Origin of the sequence: Veillonella atypica KON (genome assembly GCF_002959915.1) — a bacterium.
Taxonomy (GTDB): Bacteria; Bacillota; Negativicutes; order Veillonellales; family Veillonellaceae; genus Veillonella; species Veillonella atypica.
The window spans coordinates 64,177-82,846 of record NZ_PPDE01000011.1 but is presented as its reverse complement, the minus strand read 5'-3'; the positions used below and the strand labels follow the sequence as shown (position 1 = coordinate 82,846).

At 38.9% G+C, this 18,670-nt stretch carries 14 protein-coding genes; all 14 read left to right on the top strand.

Translation table 11 applies throughout. The features are described from left to right. Positions 1-23 precede the first annotated feature (23 nt). On the top strand, positions 24-1,514 hold the full coding sequence (locus VAHSUH02_RS09345) for a TolC family protein (RefSeq protein WP_005383078.1): 1,491 nt from the start codon (positions 24-26) through the stop codon (positions 1,512-1,514). Positions 1,515-1,703: 189 nt separating this feature from the next. Further along, a complete protein-coding gene (locus VAHSUH02_RS09340; protein WP_005383077.1) occupies positions 1,704-5,993 on the top strand; it encodes a translocation/assembly module TamB domain-containing protein in 4,290 nt (1,429 codons plus the stop codon). 156 nt (positions 5,994-6,149) lie between these two features. Further along, the gene (locus VAHSUH02_RS09335; protein ID WP_005383075.1) at positions 6,150-8,327 is read left to right on the top strand and encodes a BamA/OMP85 family outer membrane protein; all 2,178 of its coding nucleotides are present in this window, start codon (positions 6,150-6,152) and stop codon (positions 8,325-8,327) included. 108 nt (positions 8,328-8,435) lie between these two features. Next, positions 8,436-8,918 (top strand): OmpH family outer membrane protein, encoded by a 483-nt coding sequence (locus VAHSUH02_RS09330; protein ID WP_009661451.1) that lies wholly within the window; start codon positions 8,436-8,438, stop codon positions 8,916-8,918. A 36-nt stretch (positions 8,919-8,954) separates the two neighbouring features. Further along, a complete protein-coding gene (locus VAHSUH02_RS09325) occupies positions 8,955-9,923 on the top strand; it encodes a hypothetical protein (RefSeq protein WP_005383072.1) in 969 nt (322 codons plus the stop codon). A 10-nt stretch (positions 9,924-9,933) separates the two neighbouring features. Continuing rightward, the gene (locus tag VAHSUH02_RS09320; RefSeq protein WP_005383070.1) at positions 9,934-10,464 is read left to right on the top strand and encodes an OmpH/Skp family outer membrane protein; all 531 of its coding nucleotides are present in this window, start codon (positions 9,934-9,936) and stop codon (positions 10,462-10,464) included. A 29-nt stretch (positions 10,465-10,493) separates the two neighbouring features. Further along, a complete protein-coding gene (gene lpxD, locus VAHSUH02_RS09315; protein WP_005381785.1) occupies positions 10,494-11,525 on the top strand; it encodes a UDP-3-O-(3-hydroxymyristoyl)glucosamine N-acyltransferase in 1,032 nt (343 codons plus the stop codon). Between the two features lie 7 nt (positions 11,526-11,532). After that, positions 11,533-12,435, top strand: coding sequence for a lysophospholipid acyltransferase family protein (locus VAHSUH02_RS09310; protein ID WP_038148753.1), 903 nt, complete (start codon positions 11,533-11,535; stop codon positions 12,433-12,435). Positions 12,436-12,613: 178 nt separating this feature from the next. Beyond that, complete coding sequence (lpxC, locus tag VAHSUH02_RS09305; RefSeq protein ID WP_005383066.1) at positions 12,614-13,453, top strand: UDP-3-O-acyl-N-acetylglucosamine deacetylase; 840 nt, start codon at positions 12,614-12,616, stop codon at positions 13,451-13,453. Beyond that, complete coding sequence (fabZ, locus tag VAHSUH02_RS09300; protein ID WP_005376579.1) at positions 13,450-13,875, top strand: 3-hydroxyacyl-ACP dehydratase FabZ; 426 nt, start codon at positions 13,450-13,452, stop codon at positions 13,873-13,875. The genes lpxC and fabZ overlap by 4 nt, the downstream gene beginning before the upstream one ends. A 21-nt stretch (positions 13,876-13,896) precedes the next feature. After that, positions 13,897-14,709, top strand: coding sequence for an acyl-ACP--UDP-N-acetylglucosamine O-acyltransferase (gene lpxA / locus VAHSUH02_RS09295; RefSeq protein WP_005376607.1), 813 nt, complete (start codon positions 13,897-13,899; stop codon positions 14,707-14,709). 258 nt (positions 14,710-14,967) lie between these two features. Next, entirely contained in the window at positions 14,968-15,804 is an 837-nt protein-coding gene (locus tag VAHSUH02_RS09290) for an LpxI family protein (protein ID WP_038148751.1), read from the top strand. After that, positions 15,804-16,946, top strand: coding sequence for a lipid-A-disaccharide synthase (gene lpxB, locus VAHSUH02_RS09285; protein WP_038148749.1), 1,143 nt, complete (start codon positions 15,804-15,806; stop codon positions 16,944-16,946). The genes VAHSUH02_RS09290 and lpxB overlap by 1 nt, the downstream gene beginning before the upstream one ends. After that, positions 16,939-18,669: an ABC transporter ATP-binding protein gene (locus VAHSUH02_RS09280; RefSeq protein WP_038148747.1), complete on the top strand. Its 1,731-nt coding sequence runs from the start codon at positions 16,939-16,941 to the stop codon at positions 18,667-18,669. Before lpxB ends, VAHSUH02_RS09280 begins: the two co-directional genes overlap by 8 nt. Position 18,670: the final 1 nt, after the last annotated feature.

The window sequence follows — 18,670 nt, the reverse complement described above, 5'->3', positions numbered from 1 at the left end:
ACATATCGTGTGGAGGTATACGTATGAATAAGAAGGCCTTTTCATTAGCCATAATAGTATCGATGGCTACAACAGGTGCATTCGCAAGTGACGTTGTTTCTACATCTGTCAATAATGGTGACAAACTCACAAAACTTCAAAAAGAAGCTATTCAATTAACTCAACAACAATTAGCTCAAAAAGCTTCTCAAGATGCACAACAATATGAAGTCGCATTGAACCTAAATGAAGATAGCACAGTTTCTCTTGCACTGGCTAATAACCGTACTGCGAAACAATCCTTGTGGGATTATCAAGCTGCAAAAGCCACAGTAAGTGCTACAGCAGCAGGAAAAAATCCTAATGTATCCTATGCATGGCAAGGCGCTCGTAATCACGGTGCCAATACTATGACGGGGAGAACTGTTACTAGTAAGACTGGTCAACATAGCTTCACTATTAAGGCCCCTGTATTTAGCCCTGAGTTAGATGCTAATATTGATAAGTCTCGCTTTGCTCGTGAAGGTAGTGGTGCTGCTTATGAAGAAGCTTTACAACAAGCTAAATATGATGCTATCAATGGATACTACACATTGATTATGTATCGTAACAAGGTAGACGTAGCAAACCAAGCTGTTAAGGATTACCAAGGTCATGTAGATAATGTAAAGGCTCAATATAATGTAGGTCTTGTAGCTAATTCTGATGTATTGGCTGCGGATACTAATTTGGCTGACTCTCAAACAAACCTTGTAAAAGCGCAAAATGCAGCGAATTTAGCGGAAGCAAACTTGAATTTGGTGATTGCATACCCAACACAAACGTCTATTACAACAGCAGAACATGATTTGCAATACAAACCATATGCTGTTACATTAGAACAAGCAAAAGCGTATGCTATGCTTCATCGTTCTGCTCTTGTACAATCTGCGATGGCTGTAAAACAAGCTGAAGAGGGTTTAAAAGCTGAGAAAGCTGGCTATTTACCAACAGTAGGTGTCGAAGCTGGCCGTGGCTATGCTGATCCAGATGGCTACTTTGGTACAAGCAGTAAATCTTGGCATATTGGCGCATCCGCTACATGGAGTTTGTGGGATGGGGGCCAAACACAAAATAAAATTAAGATTGCTCAAGATACATTAGAAAAGGCTAAGGAAGCTAATTTAGCAGCTGTTGATAAGGTAAATCTTGCAGTGCAACAAGCATACCTTAACTTGCGTTCTGCAGAACAAACAATTCAAAGTACGCAAACGGCAGTAAATCAAGGTCAAGAAAATTTCCGTATTGCAACACTTCGTTACCGCGCTGGTGTAGGTACAAACCTTGATGTGCTCGATGCAGAAACTAAATTGACTGAATCTCGCAATAATTATGTAGATGCTTTATATAATTACAATGTAAGTATTTCTGCTCTTGAACAAGCAACAGGCATTCCTTTGGATACTCCTGTAGGTCAAGGGGCAAGTATTATTGCTAATAGTGGTGCTGTAGAACAATTAGCAGCTTTAGCGACAGCTACACCTGCAAAAAAATAATCATAGAGATAATATACACTCTATTTAAAATGACGATTGCTTCGGCGGTCGTCATTTTTTTTATCGTTGAATGAACTGTATTACATTTTGATTTCATAAAATTTATACATCATATACTATTGAAATATCATAGAGTATGGTAATATTGATGTATAAATAAGCGTAATTTTTTTAGGTGTGGGGTTTCCTATGACAAGGAAAAAATGGTGCCTAATTGGTGCAGCAGTTTTAGGATTGGGTGTAGCTGGAATAGCTACTTCCATCAATCCAATTGCAGAGCGATATGTGGCGCCCATGGTACAGGAACAACTACATAATACAGTTAGAGGTACAATTCAGTATGATTCTATGCACATCGCTTGGAATGGGGATGTAGTACTACAAAATGTATCATTAAGGGATGAAAATGACCATTTGGTAGCGGCCGTTCCGACTATGAAGGTATCAATGAAATGGACATCTGCTCCATCTATTTTGATGGGGAATTCAAGTGGTGCAGCCATCGTTTCTACCATTACTTTAGAAAAACCGGACGTCCATGTGTGGCAACTAGCTGATGGATCTTGGAATGTAAATTCTTTATTGGAGTCATCCTCAAAAAATGATAAGAAATCATTTGATGGCAATATCGTCATTAATGATGCTACAGGTGCTGTTCGATTTAAAGATGGCAATGTACATAGGCTATCCAATTTAGATGGAAATATAGCGTTAAATGTTGATGGTATGACAAAAGGGGCATTAAATGGACTTTTAGATGACCATTCGATCGCTGTTAATGGCTCTATCGACATGAATAAAATGGATGATTTTGATTTGTTTGTTCGAGCCGAGTCTGTTGATATATCAGGCGTTATGAATATGGTTCCATCCAATAAAAATCTCTCTATAACATCTGGTATATTACATGATGTAAAAGCGCAGATTACGGGGCGTGATGGCAAGTATTCTATGTCTGGTAATTTAGCCTTTGATGGCTTAGGTGGTACCTATAAAAACGGGTCTACTACATACCAAATTGGACAGGGCAATGGTAAGATTTTCTTCCAAAATAATACTGTTTTAATCAGTCATAGTGGCTGGTATGTAAACGATCAAGCCGTTAAGGTGAATGGTTTGGTAACATTAGGGGATGAGGTTGGTTTAAACTTAAATGCGGTTGCTGATTCCGTAGCTTTAGAGGCTTTCACCAAAAATCAAATTACTGGTAACGTAGGTGCCCGTGTTCATATCGGCGGTACTAGTGTTAATCCCTATGTATCTGGTTCTATAAAGAGTAATGCAATCTCTTATGATAGCTATCATATCGATAGTGGAGAGGCTAATTTTAGTTATTTCGATGGTACAGTGGATATTCACGATGCTTCGTTATACATTGGTAATGGTAGCGTAAAAGCCAAAGGACAATACGGCATTGATAGTGGTGAATTTTCCGTTGATGGTACGATTCATAATGCAGAAATAGCTCCATTTACACAAAATTTATCTACACAGGCGTCCGGTATTGTGAATGGAGAATTTTCTGTAAAAGGAAAAAATAGTGATATTACCTCTATAGAAGGTAATATAGTGGGAACGAGTCTATCCGTGCGTGGTATATCTATTGATTCTGCTCGCGTTAGCTTTAATAATGTAGGCGCCTTGACAAATATAGCCGTTACGGGGGCGATAGGAAATGGCCAACTTAGTGGATATGGAACGATTGATAATAATCTATTGAATCTATCCTTGTCGGCGGATTCATTAGATGCATCTAATTTTTCAAGTCTTGTTGGTAATAGTATATCTGGCAATATTACAGGCCATGCTTCTATTACAGGAAATTTAGATAATCCATCTGTGACAGGTAGTGTTACAAGTCCTGAGATTGTCTATAGTGGGGCTCACTTTAATTCCATTAATGCAGGCTTTACCATTAAAAATCATATATTAGAATTAACAGATACATCTATAGGTGATGGAGATGGCGCCATTACTATAGGGGGTACATTTGATTTAAATTCTAATGCACTTAATATGCGGGCGCGCGCCAAAGCTGTCCGGATAGAGAACTTGATTCGGCCGTTTTCTGATGTTCCGCTTACTGGGTGGTTTGAATCTGAAAATGAAATTCGTGGTACTTTAGATAATCCATATGTTCAGGGCCATGTTCATTTATATGATGGTTCTTATAATGGCAAATTGATTAGTGATGCAAAGGCAGATTATACATTAGAAAATAAGACTCTTACACTACCTAAGTTTACTATTCAAGGATATGGTGCTGTCATTCAAGGGTCTGGTACTATGTCAGAAGATGCTCTAAATATCGATTTGGAAGGTAAAGATATAGATATTGGTAGGTTATTAGTCAATACTGATTATGATGTAAAAGGCTATGTACAAGCTAAGGGGCATATTGGAGGCTCTTTATACAATCCTAATTTTAATGGATCTGTTACATCTAACTTCTTAACTATTAATGGCGAAGGCATCACCAATATTTCTGGTACATTATATGCAGATAAAACCGTTGTTAATTTAGAAAAATTTGAATTTGATGAAGAACAAGGTGGCCATTATATGGCCCGTGCAGGTATGTCTACTGTGGGCGATAAGCGACTATTTGGTACATTACAGGTGACAAATGGTCGTGTAAGCAATCTGTTATCCCTACTGGGAAAACCGGTGGATAAATTAGATGGTTCTTTGAGTGGTACAGTTGATTTAGGAGGTACCTATGGCAATCCAAGCATTAATGTGGTGGGTTCAATTAAGGATGTAACTATTGATACTAAGGTAGTAGGCGATGCAAAGATAGATGTCAGTCTAGAAAATCGTAAGTTTAAAATTCGAACATTAAAATTACCTGTTGATGATGGACTTATTGCTGCTGGTGGTACTGTTGATTTAGATGGTGATGCAGATTTACAAATTGCAGTTCGCGATGTTGATATAGAACCATTCTTACCGCTTATTGGTGATAATATTAATGCAACTGGTTCCGTTACCGGTGTTATCAATATGACAGGGGCTACAAAAAATCCTAAGGTTGAATTGTCCGCGAGTCTTGCCAATGGTTCTTATAACGGTATCGATATTGATCAAGGCTTTGTATTGGCAACCATGGAAAATCATGTTATTAACGTTCAACGTATTCAAGGGGTTAAAGAAAACTATAAGCTAAGTGCATATGGCAAGATTCCTCTAGCCGCGTTGTATACGACTGGATATCTCGATGCAAATGATTCTAAAGCGATGGATATGACTATTGACTTTAATGAGGCTGATATGGCTGTTATTCCTTTGATTACTCCTACGGTGAAAGACGCAACTGGGGCATTAAAAGGTGTTGTTCATGTAACAGGAACTATTGATCAACCAGAAGCGTACGGTACAGTATCTGTTCGAAATGGTACCATGAAGATAAAGACTGTAGGGAATGAGCTTAAGAATATTGATGGGGATTTAATTTTCTCAGGTCAACAAGCAGATTTTCAATCTCGCATATCTGCGGGCAAAGGGACCGCTGGTTTAGCAGCGAAGGTTAATTGGACAGGTCATACCATGACTAGTTACCGTGCAGCCATTCAATTGGATGGGTTAGATTTATCTAACGAGTATATTTCAGGTCCATTAAAAGGAGAACTCTATATAGCTGAAAAAGAGGGAATCCCTACACTTATGGGTAATCTAAATCTAGAGAATATGAAGTTCAAAATTCCACTTTCTTTAGAAACTAGTGAAAGCACGCGTGATTTGGGGATTGATGTTAACGTACATGCTGGTAAAAATGTACGACTCTACGATAGAACCTTGTATAATATGCGTATTAGTGGAGATGTTCATTTTGGGGGCTCTGTATTTAATCCTACCTCTAGTGGACAGTTTAACGTGGTGAGTGGTACGTTTAAATATCTAAGCCATACCTTTGATATTACAAAGGGGACTGCAACTTTTACATCTGGAACGTATTTGCCTATGCTTCAACTAGATGCGGAAACAAATGTAGGTACTTATAATATCTATCTCGGCGTGAAAGGTACTGTGGATCATATGGATTTAACGCTTAAATCCGAACCAAGTTTATCGCGTAAGCAAATCATTTCTATGTTGACTTTTGGTCGTGGTGAACCATCGAATAGTAGTACAATTACCAATGAAGATGCGAATGCATTAGCTGTAGCTGGTGCACAAATGTTTGCTTTTGGCTATGTACAAGATGCAGTACAAAATGCATTGGGCTTAGATCGTGTTAATATTACGACAGGTTCCATAGATCCGAATGAACCTACTAGTAGGGAAACATCGGGAAATTATAATATCGAAATCGGTAAATATGTCTTGCCGAGAACGATGATTACCTATACGCAAGGTATCAATAATAAACAAAATAAATATGGTATTGAATACTCGTTACGGCGAAGTGTTAAGTTTAATGCTTGGCATACATCACAAGGTAGTACCTATATTGGTGGACGTTGGACACGAGAGTTCTAGCAATGATGACTATAATGAAGAATCTGAATAAGGAGCTTCATTATAGTCATTTTAATTTCATAAAATTGAATTATAGTAGTACTAATTCCCAGTATTATATGATATAATAATAAAGATTTAATACTCTTTAAAGAGGGATAATTTTAGGAGGATTTTATGTTAACAAGCAAAGCCTATAAACGTATGCTAGCAGCATCTGTGTTGACTGCTGTTATGGGTACTGGCAGTGTGTTTGCTGCAGAAGTACAAACAGGCTATACACCAGATATGAATGCAACTGCTACAGCAGATACTGCGACTACTGATGATACAACGACTAAAGCAGCTGTATACAATGCGGGTACAGAAAAGGGTGCTAATACACAAGATAATACTGATGCGGCAATTTTAGCTGCTCGTGGTGACACTACATTATCCACTGATGGTACTGTTGTACAAGGTTCTGATGGTACAGTTACCGTTAATAACGGGGCTTTAAAAACAGACGATAAACAAGTTAAAATGGTTTCCAAAACTACAGCAGGTACAGACTTGGATAAGGTTGCAGAAAACGGTCAGGCACAAGCTGTAACATCTGTTGAGGCTCAATACGTTACTGCTGTTAGTGCTGATTCTGTTAACCCATTTGTAGGTAAAACAATTACAGGCTTATCTATCTCTGGTATTTCTGCAGATCAAGCGGCGCAATTAATGACATTGTTATCTGAAAAGGTAGGCGATGCTGTTTCCGTTGATGGTGTATTTAAAGATGTACAAAATTTGGGTAACAGTGGCTATTTCTCAGAAGTAAACCCTGTCTTTACATCTGTTCCGGAAGGCGTGAAAATTGACTTTGCTGTTGTGACTAACCCTGTAGTACATGGTGTTGTATTTGAAGGTAACTCTGTATACACATCCGATGTATTAACTAAATATATGGCAATTCCTGAAGGCCAAATCATGAACTCCGTATATGTAGGCCAAAAGGTACAAGGTATCAATGCAGCGTATGCTCGTGATGGTTATATGTTAGCTCATGTAGACGGTATTGCTGTAGATGATAATGGTATGATTCATATCCATATCGTGGAAGGCATTGTAGAAGATATTGTACCAGCTGGTAATAAGAAAACTCGTAACAAAGTTATCACTCGTGAGTTCGTACAAAAAACTGGTAAACCATTCAACAAGTTCTTAGTTCGTCGTTCCGTAGAACGCGTGTACAACTTGGGCTTCTTTGATGATGTAAATGTACGTATGTTACCAGGTGAAAAAAATCCTAACAATGTAATTATCGAAATTGACGTATTGGAACATAAAACAGGTACAATCACATTAGGTGCAGGTTATTCTAAATCCGATGGCTTGATGGGTATCGTTGAATTTGGTGAAGATAACCTTCGCGGTACAGGTGATAAATTTAAAGTTCACTGGGAAATCGGTGGTAAAAAGAAATATAAAAACTACCAAATTTCTTACTTGAAACCTTGGATTGACCACAGAGGTACTTCTCTTGGATTCTCCTTCTTCAACCGTGAAGATGAATACACTGACTATGATAGCGATGGTAGCGAAGTAGCAGAATACAACAAAAAATCCAAAGGCTTTAATATTTCCTTTGGTCGTCAAACAGGCGAATATACACGCGACTACTTAACACTTGAATCCCGCTCTGATAAATACAAATGGGATAATGACGATAGCTCTGGATTCCGTTATGATGCGGGTACTGGTGCAGGCCCTAATAATAGATGGAATAACGGCTCATATGATTTTGCCGGCATGGATTATGTAGGTAAAAACTTTGGTCGCATCAATTCCATTTCATGGCAAAAGGTATATGACTCCCGCGATAACATTTATGAACCAACTCGTGGTCGTCGTATTTCCTACACTGCACAATGGGCTGGTCATGGCTTAGGCGGTGATTTTGATTTCTATAAATTCACAGCTGAAATGCGTGCATACAAAAAAGTGGGTTCCAAAAATGTATTGGCCTTCCGTGCACGTGGTGGTTTCATCCAAGGTGATGCACCATATAGCCAATTGTTCACATTAGGTGGCGCAGATACATTACGTGGTTACGAAGATGATCAATTCCGCGGTAAAAATATGTATAATGCGACATTGGAATTCCGTTTCCCTATCGTGAAAAAGGTAAGTGGCGTATTATTTACAGATATCGGTGATGCTTGGAATGCTCCTAATGTTCCTTGGTATAAAAATACTAAGAGCTTTAACTATGGCGTTGGTGCCGGTGTTCGAATCACTACACCAATCGGTCCTGTTAAACTCGACTATGGTATTGGCAAGGATAAGAAGAAATTCCACTTCAGCTTCGGTACACAATTCTAATATTGACACATATTATGGTGAAAGCACCTTCTATAGAGGGGGCTTTCACCAATATCTCTATTATGGCACTCATAGTGCGTAGATTAACAGAAATGAGGAATGTTCATTATGATGAGAATGATGAATAACAAGAAGAATGTGAAAATATTCTCCATTGTTATTGCCGCAATTTTTATTATCGGTATTGGTGCGTTAGCCTATACTCAAATGGCTACACCTGGTACTAGCGCTGCTAGTAATGTAGGCGTTATCGATATGAGCCGTTTGGATAATCCTGAAAACCCTGTATATGTAAAAGCTGCTAAGGAATTTACTGATTATCGTAGTCAAGTAGCAGCAGATATGCAAACGAAGGTAGATGCCGCTCAAGATGATGCTACTAAAGCTAAAATTAAGCAAGAAGCACAAGCTAATGTAGAAAAGAAAATGGAAGAAATGAATAAACAAATGGCTGACCAAACCATGGAGGCAGCTAAAGCTGTTGGTAATGCTAAGGGTTTATCTGTAGTTCTTCCTAAAGATGCAGTTCTTTATGGTGGTGTAGATATTACGGATCAAGTACTAAAAAAACTAGCATCTGATGCAAAATAATAATGATACAAAGGTAATCAGATAAGGGTGAGCAGTATGAAGCTAAATAAACGGTATATAGGATTATTTCTGTTTTTAGCAGCTGCACTGATTGCGATGTATGGAGCCTATGGATTTATTACTAATCGGCAATCTTCAGAAGGGCCATCTATTGGGGTAGTACAAATTGATGATGTACTAGAGTTTAATCCGTCTTATGAAGATTATAAGAATGCAAAAGCAGAGTTGGAACAGCTTAAAGCTCAATATGCCATAGAACAGGAGGCGTTGAATACCAAGTCTGATTTGCAGAATGAACAACTTAAATCCTTGTCTCTAGACCCGACATTGTCGGATGCGTTAAATATTGAATTACAAACGCGAATCGCTACAAAACAAAATCAACTTAATGCACAGCTAGATGCTAAACGGGCTGAACTGGTACAAAAATACATGAAAGAGCTCAAAGTTGCTAACAAGGGATATGACTTGGAGATTGTAAATCTACAATTACAACTATATGCTTTTGATAGCCGTGTTTATATCGATGATGCGCAGAAAGAAGCGGCTCAGGCACAAAAAGCTGAATTGGAAAGCCGACTTCAAAGCTTGCTGGCTAAACGTAAACCATCCAATTTTGATATGGATGCTATACGGGCTAAAGTAGATGCAGAATTAAAACCTATCCGTGATGCAGGGGAACAAGAACTTAAACAATATGCCGAATCTGTACAAGCTGAACTAGCAAAGAAACGCGATACAATGATGCAAAATCAAGCTAAAGCAATTGTATCGACGAATAATTTGCCAGTTCCTCAAGAGTGGAACGATAGTTGGGCAAAGAAATTATCGGATAAAGAGGCAGAGGTAAATGCACTTCATGAAGCCATTTTAGAAGACGTGCGGATGCGCGTTGCTATTATCGCTCAAGAACGTCATTTAGATCTTGTTTTGATTGATCATGGTGGAAATATCAAAGGGCTAGATATAACAGATGCTGTGAAAGCGTCATATCGAGTTCAGTAAGGAGTATACGATGAATAAGAAAATGAAATCTTTAATTTTAGGTGCAACAATGATTATGGCATTGCCAATTATTGGTGGCTGTGGTAGCAATACTATTGGCTATGTAGATTCCCAAAAAGTTGTGACACAAACTGCGAAATCTATTGAGATTAACAAAGAAATTAATGCAAAAGGTAAAGAACTTCAAGCCAAAATCGATGCTGCTGATGAAGCATCTAAAGCGCAAGTTACGACTGATGCAAAACAAGATTTTAATGCTTTCACAACTGCAAAAAATCAAGAGTTGAAACAATATATCGATCAACAAGTTAATGAATTAGCTAAAGAGAAAAAGCTAGATGTAGTATTGCTTAAAGGTGCTGTTGTTGGTGGCGGCGTAGATGTAACTGATGACTTAATCAATAAAATGGGCAAAGCATCTGATGAAGATATTAAAGCTGCAGAAAATGAAGCGAACCAACAAGAAGCTCAACAAGCGCAACAAGGTGATGCTCAACAAGGTGAAGCCCAACAAGCGCAACCTGCTGGAGCTGCGCAATAGTTTAGTTAACACTTGGGGGGGACTTAATAGTGGAAAAGACCGTACTGGAGCTTGCTCAACTTATTGGTGGTAAGGTGGTTGGTAATGAATCGCTAGTAATCACAGAAACACGTGGCTTTGAACAAGCGGCACCTCAATCGATTACATTTGCTATTGGTGAATATGTGGAACACATTGGCTTATGTAAAGCTGGTGCTGTAATTTTAGAGCAAGAAGCGCCCAATGCACCGATGACACAAATCATTGTAGATAATGCAAAGGTTGCCTTCGCACAAGTATTACAATTATTTCATCCACCTGTTGTAATACCACGTGAAATCCATCCTACTGCAATCATTGGTGAGAACGTTAAGCTAGGCGATAATGTTGCTATTGGTGCCTATTGTGTAATCAATGATAATGCAGTGATTGGTGATAATGTTACAATTCGTCCATATGTTTATATTGGTCATAATACTCGTGTTGGTAATGATTGTGATATATATACTGGCGCTGTTGTTCATGAAAATTGTATATTAGGAAATCGTGTCGTATTACGCGCCAAAGCGGTAATCGGTGGTGAAGGCTTTGGTTTTGCTACTGAAAATGGCGTACATACGCATATTCCACAAGTAGGTAATGTCATTTTAGAGGATGATGTAGAAATTGGATCCTGTACAACCATCGATAATGCAACTATGGGATCTACATTAGTTCGAAAAGGGACAAAAATTGACAACCTAGTTCACTTGGGACATAATGTTGAAATTGGTGAAAACTGTTTCCTCATTGCACAAGTGGGAATTGCAGGTAGTACGAAATGTGGAAATAATGTAATTTTTGCAGGACAAACCGGTTGTACAGGGCATATTACAATAGGTGACAATGCAAAATTTGCTGGTAAAACTGGTATTACTGGTAATGTGCCAGCAGATGCTGTTATGGCTGGTTACCCAATGCGTCCTCATAAGGAATGGTTAAAACTGTCCGCTTATGAACATCGCTTACCAGAAATGGTAAAAACTGTAAAACAATTGCAGAAGGAAATCGATGCTTTAAAAGCGCAGCTTAAGGAGAGCTAATACGTTTATGTATAGGTTTATGAAGTTGTTTAGTGCCTTTATTTGCATGTTGCCCCATAGTTGGCAGTATGCATTAGGTACATTGCTTGGTGAAATTGCTTGGCTTGCTGTGCCTCCTAAACGGAAGCGGTTGGCAATCGGGCAGATTTTGTTTTGTAAAATCACTGATGATCCTGTTGAAGCAAAACGAATTGCTAAGGCGAGTACGACTCGATTTGGTCGTATGATTATCGATGTATTGAGATACCCTGAAATTAAAGACGGCGCCTATAAAGATATGGTCAACTTTACCAATAAGGATATTTTGGATGAAGCCTTAGCTGATGGCAAGGGGGCTATTCTGGCTGCTCTTCATAGCGGTAACTGGGAATTACTTGGAGGTGTACTGGCTTCTGAAGGGTACCCTCTAATTTCTGTAGCGTTAAAACAAAACGGCGATGCAGATAAATTTATCAATGAATATCGTGAGCTTATGCATCAACATGTAATGTATAAGACGAGTGTGCGCGATATGGTGAAAGCTTTAAAAAGCGGTGCTTTTTTAGGGTTGATTATGGACCAGGACCCTGGAGAGAATGGCGTATTGGTACCATTCTTTGGATATGAAACGTTAACAGCAGATGGTCCTGCTGTATTAGGACGTATGCAGGATGTACCTATTATTTTTGTGACCATGCACTATAGTCCGTACACAGGAAAGCATGAACTTGAAGTGCATCCACCATTATATGTAGAAAAATCAGATGATAAAAAACGCGATATAGCGATTACTACGATTAAACTCAATGAATTTATTGAGGATTATATTCGTCGTTATCCAGAAGATTGGTTCTGGCTACATAATCGTTGGAAATGGACTCGTCGTTACTATGGTGACAAGATTGATACGCCACCAGATGTGTTTCATTAAAAAATATAAAAAGTATAATCGGCGTTGCAGATGTCTTAAAATAAAGCTTTGCAATGCCGATTTTTTACATCTAGTCAGTTGATAAATAGTCCTATATTCTTGTAACAGCTATGCAAATAGGGTATAATACAGTATGGTGTATAGTAGACATGGAATTAGATTATGAAAGGACATTCTTATGAGTAAGCCCCAACAAACAATTAAACAGGCTATTTCATATAAGGGAATTGGCCTTCATAGCGGGGAACCTGTAACCATGGTTTTTAAGCCAGCACCTGAAAATACAGGAATTGTGTTTGTGCGCTCAGATATAGAGGGAAACCCCTCCGTTCGAGCACACATTGATAATGTGACGAACACTATGCGCGCTACTACTTTGGAACATGGTGAAGCAAAGGTTTTCACTGTTGAACACGTAATGGCTGCATTCAGTGCTATGAAAATTGATAACTGCTTTGTTGAAATGGACTCTCCTGAGCCACCTGTTGGCGATGGCAGTAGTGCCGTATTTGTTGACTTAATCCTTCAGGCGGGAATTGAAGAACAACAAGCTGAACGACATGTGTATAAGGTGAAACGTAGTCATTCCATTTATGATGGCGATAGATTTATTCTTATTGTACCTTATGATGGATATCGCGTTACATTTACATCGATTAATCCACATCCGCTACTTGGTACGCAACAATGTGATTTTGATGTAACACCTGAGTATTTTCAAGAACATATTGCCCGAGCTAGAACCATTGGATTTGTAAAAGAATTAGAACAATTGCAAGCCATGGGCTTGGCAAAGGGTGGCAGTACAGATAATGCTCTTGTATACGATGATACAACCTGTTTATCTGTCCCACGATTTGAAGACGAATTAGTTCGTCACAAAGCCCTTGATGTGATGGGTGATTTATATTTATTGGGACCTATTGAGGGACATGTAATTGCGTTAAAATCGAGCCATGAACTCAATTCTCGTTTGGCTCATAGTATAATAGAAGAAATAAGGGAGACACAGCAATGATTCTTAACCATGAAGACATTTTAGAAATTTTACCACATCGTTACCCAATGCTATTGGTAGATCGTATTATTGAATTGGAACCAATGAAGCGTGCTGTGGGCATTAAAAATGCTACATTCAATGAATTGTTCTTCCAAGGCCATTTCCCTGGAAATCCAGTTATGCCTGGTGTACTATTAACAGAAGCAATTGCTCAAGTTGGTGGCATTGCTTTGTTGTATCCTGAAGAAAATCGTGGATTAACACCTATGTTTACAGGCATTGATAAAGTACGTTTCCGTCATCCGGTAAAACCTGGTGATGTTGTACGCATGGAAGTGGACATTGTAAAAATTAAGGGCCGTATGGGCAAGGTTGAAGGTCGCGCTTATGTGGGTGATAAACTTTGTGCTAGCGGTGAATACATGTTTGCCCTTGTATAATAGACTTAAGGAGTGATTGTAGTGATAGTTGTAGGCATGGAAAATGCGGAATCCAACATTCATAACACGGCCATAGTGCATCCGAATGCTAAACTGGGCAAAGATGTTGTCATTGGACCTGGTGCTGTCATCGGGGAAAATGTAGAAATAGGGGATGGCACTCAGATTGGTGCCAATGTAGTTATTGGTGGTTGGACAACCATTGGTAAACGTTGTGAAATCTATCCAGGTGCATCCATTGGTTTGGAACCGCAAGATTTAAAATTTAAAGGCGAGAAAAGTTATTGTTACGTAGGTGATGAAACGGTTATCCGTGAATTCGTTACCATTAGCCGCGCTACTGGAGAAGGCGAAGAAACACGTGTTGGCAATAACTGTTTATTACAAGCGTGTACGCATGTGGCTCATAACTGCATTGTGGGGAATAATGTTATTATGAGTAACTGCGCAGGCTTGGCTGGTCATGCTATCGTTGAAGATCGCGTGGTTATAGGTGGCCTCGCTGGTGTTCATCAATTTGTAAAAATTGGCCGTAATGCTATGGTTGGCGGTATGGCTAAGGTGGTACAAGATATTCCGCCTTATGTTATTGCCGATGGTCAACCAGCTCGTGTTATCGGATTGAACTCTGTTGGCCTATCTCGTGCAGGTATTTCGGAAGAGGTACGCCGTAGCTTGAAGCAAGCGTTCCGCATCATTTATCGTTCAGGCTTTAGCTTGTCTAGAGCTATTGAAGAGATGGAAATGCAACTTGATTCTTCCGTTGAAATTGAAAACTTATTACGCTTTTTACGTAATGCTGATCGTGGCATTATGCGTACCCGTCGTGATTAATATGAAACTCTACATTATGTTTATATAATGTAGAGTTTTTTTGTGGTTATTTTATACTCTTTTTAGGTACATCCTTTTTGAGTAAGAGTGTAGGAAAATACAGTGCGTTTATAGCTAGAAAAGCGTTGAAATTATAGTAAAATGGCGTGATTTATAGTACAATATAGTGTATATGAGTATGTCTTAAAATTATACTCAAAACAAATGATTTGACGAAAAATTGTGGACCATATAAGGCTTCACATAGGAGGTATAGTCGTGGCAAAGGTAGGTTTAATTGCAGGTATTGGCGTTTTACCTGTTGAGTTCATGCGGGCTGCTCATATGTTGGGGCATCAAGTTGTAGTCATCGGAGTTGTGCCTGATACGGATCCCATATTAGAGAAAGAAGCGGATGCTTTTTACAACATTAGTGTGGCTAAGTTAGGTAAAATATTTAAAACCTTGAAAAAAGAGGGCGTTACTGAGCTTACTATGCTCGGGAAGGTAACAAAGGAAATTTTATATAAAGGCTTATCCTTCCCTGATTTAAAAACTTTGGGTGTCCTTAAACGATTGAAAAATCGTAAAGATGATACTATTATGCTCGCTATTGTTGATGAAATTGAACGAGAAGGTTTTTCTGTTCTAGATCAAACTGTGTATTTGAAACCGTTCATGCCTAAGGTTGGGGTGTTGACCAAACGACAACCGACAGAAGAACAATGGCAGGATATTTGTTTCGGCTTTGAATTGGCTAAACAGATGGGCAAGCTTGATATTGGTCAAACTGTAGTAGTAAAGCATAAAGCAGCAATGGCTATTGAGGCTATTGAAGGAACTGATAAATGCATATTGCGCGGCGGTGAACTCGGTAGAGGTGAGGCCGTAGTCGTTAAGACTGAAAAACCAAATCAAGATGTTCGCTTTGATGTGCCTGCTGTAGGTATTAAGACATTAATGTCCATGATTGATAGTGGTTGTAATGTTTTGGCTGTAGAGGCTGAAAAGACGATATTTGTACAACAAGAAGATGTACTAGAAATGGCTAATCGCCATAATATTATTATTTGTGCTGTAGATCAAGCATTTGTAGATGCTAGAAAGGAACTATGATGAAAATTATGTTTTCTGCTGGCGAAGCGTCTGGAGACACACATGGCGCTAGCGTGGCCAAAGCGCTTTCACAAATAGATTCCAATATAGAAATGTTCGGTATGGGTGGCACCTTGATGGAACAAGCTGGCGTTCGTATCGTATATGATATCAAAAATCTCGGCGTTATTGGCATCGTAGAAATCATAAAATCATTGCCAAAGTTCTTTAAATTACGCACCTATTTAAAACGAGTTATGTTGAAAGAAAAACCAGACGTACTCGTATGTATCGATTATCCGGGATTCAACATGAAATTGGCTGAAGTAGCTCACCAGTTAGGAATCCCTGTATTGTACTATATAGCGCCTACTATTTGGGCTTGGCATAGCAGCCGTGGCAAGACGATTAAGAAATTTGTTACAAAGGTGGCCTCTATTTTTCCGTTTGAAGCAGAAGCATATCGCAAGTTCAATTGTGATGTAGAATTTGTGGGGCACCCATTAGTAGATATCGTTCATCCATCCATGACTAAGGAGGATGCGATGGACTACTTTGGGGCTAGGCCAGAAGCAAAACGCGTTCTATTGATGCCGGGCAGTCGAAAACAAGAGGTATTATCCCTCTTGGATGTAATGCTTGAAAGTGGGGAACGCTTATTACAGTCTCACGAAGATGTACAGTTCTTTTTACCGCGTGCTCATACGATTGAGCGCAGTGAATTAGAAGCTTTCATCAGTGAACGAAATGTCCCTGTAACGATTACGGAAGACCACACCTATGATTTGATGCAAATCTGTGATGTATGTTTAGCTGCATCGGGCACTGCTACACTAGAAACAGCGATGATGGAGTTGCCAACTGTATTATTATATAAGGTATCGCCTATTACATATGGCATCGGTAAGATGGTCGTAAATCTTACGCATGTAGGGTTGCCTAATATTGTGGCTGGCAAGGAAGTCATTCCTGAATTATTGCAAGATGATGTTTCTGTAGATGCTATAGTGAATACCGTCTTACCTCTACTAGATGATTTGCAAGTTAATCAACATATGCGCTCCGAATTGCGCAACGTCAAAGAAAAACTAGGTGAGTCAGGTGCTGTTAATCGCGTGGCTCAATTGATTTATGACCTAGGTAAGGAGAAAACTAATGAATAGTTACTCACGTTTATTGTATTTTGTGAGACCCTATTATAAACGAATGATATTTGCTGTATTTTGCATGATTGTAGCAGCTGCAGCATATCTCGTAGTACCATGGCTAATCAAAAACGTCGTTGACCAAGTATTACAAGATAAAAATATGTTTATGCTCAATCTCATCGTTGGGGCCATCATTTTGATATTTTTAATTCGTGGCTTTGCCACATATGGGCAAACTTACAATATGTCCTATATCGGTCAACGGGTTATCATCGATGTACGGGAAGCAATTTTTAAGCATTTACAACGCTTGTCCTTATCCTATTTTGATCGCCGTAAAACTGGCGTCATCATGAGTAATCTTACAAATGACGTATCTGCTCTTCAATCAGCAGTAGTGGATAATCTAATATCTCTCATTACAGAGTCCGTTACCTTAATTGGTTCTTTAGTTTCCATGTTACTCATCGATTGGAAGTTAACACTGGTTACATTTATTACGGTACCAATGGTGCTGATTATCATAAATGTATTTGGTAAAAAGTTGCGTTTAGCTGGCCATGATGTACAAGGTCGTATCGCTGATATTACGGCTCTTTTGCAAGAGGTGATTTCCGCTATTCGCGTCGTAAAATCTTTTGCCCGCGAAGGTTTTGAAGTTAAACGCTTTGAAGTAGAAAATCAAAATAACTTTAATGCCGTTATTAAAGCCACTAAATTGACTAGCTTATTAAGTCCTATGGTTGAGTTCTCTGCAGCGATTGCGGTAGCTGTCATCCTATGGTATGGTGGCTATTCTGTAGTTACAGGAACAATTACAGCTGGTTCCTTAATAGCATTCTTGATTTATGCTATTAATTTATCAAATCCTGTTAAGCGTTTGAGCCAAGTCTATGGTAATATACAAAAAGCGTTGGCTGCAGCTGACCGTGTGTTTGATATTTTAGATACAAAAGCCGATGTAGTGGAAAAAGAAAACGCTATAGAATTGCCTGATATCAAAGGTGATGTAGATTTTAATCACGTTAGTTTCTCCTATGATGGAGAAAAAATGGCATTATGTGATTTTAACTTGTCTGTTAAGGCCGGTGAAAGCGTAGCCTTAGTAGGCCCGTCTGGTGCAGGCAAGACAACATTAGCCAATCTATTGCCTCGTTTTTATGATGTTACGAGTGGGTCTATAACAATTGATGGTACAGATATTAAAGCCGTAACCTTTAAATCTTTGCGTAATCAAATTGGGTTAGTACCACAAGAAACAGTTTTATTTAATGCATCCATTAAAGAGAATATTTTATATGGTCGCTTAGATGCGAGTGATGAAGAAATTTACGAAGCAGCTAAGGCGGCGAATGTATTAGAGTTTGTCGATAAGATGCCTGATGGTCTCGATACTATTGTAGGTGAACGAGGTAGTTCCTTATCAGGTGGTCAACGTCAACGCGTTGCAATTGCACGTGCTATCTTGAAGAATCCTAAGATTTTAATTTTGGATGAAGCTACGTCTGCTCTTGATACAGAAAGTGAAAAACTTGTACAAGAAGCGTTAGACCGCTTGATGGAAGGCCGTACAGCCTTTGTTATTGCCCATCGTTTGAGCACTGTACAAAATGCACATCAAATCGTTGTATTAAATCAAGGTAAATTGGTAGAGAAGGGAACTCACCAAGAACTATTAGCCTTGGAAAATGGTTTATATAACCATCTTTATTCCGTTCAGTTCTCTAATAAAGGATAAA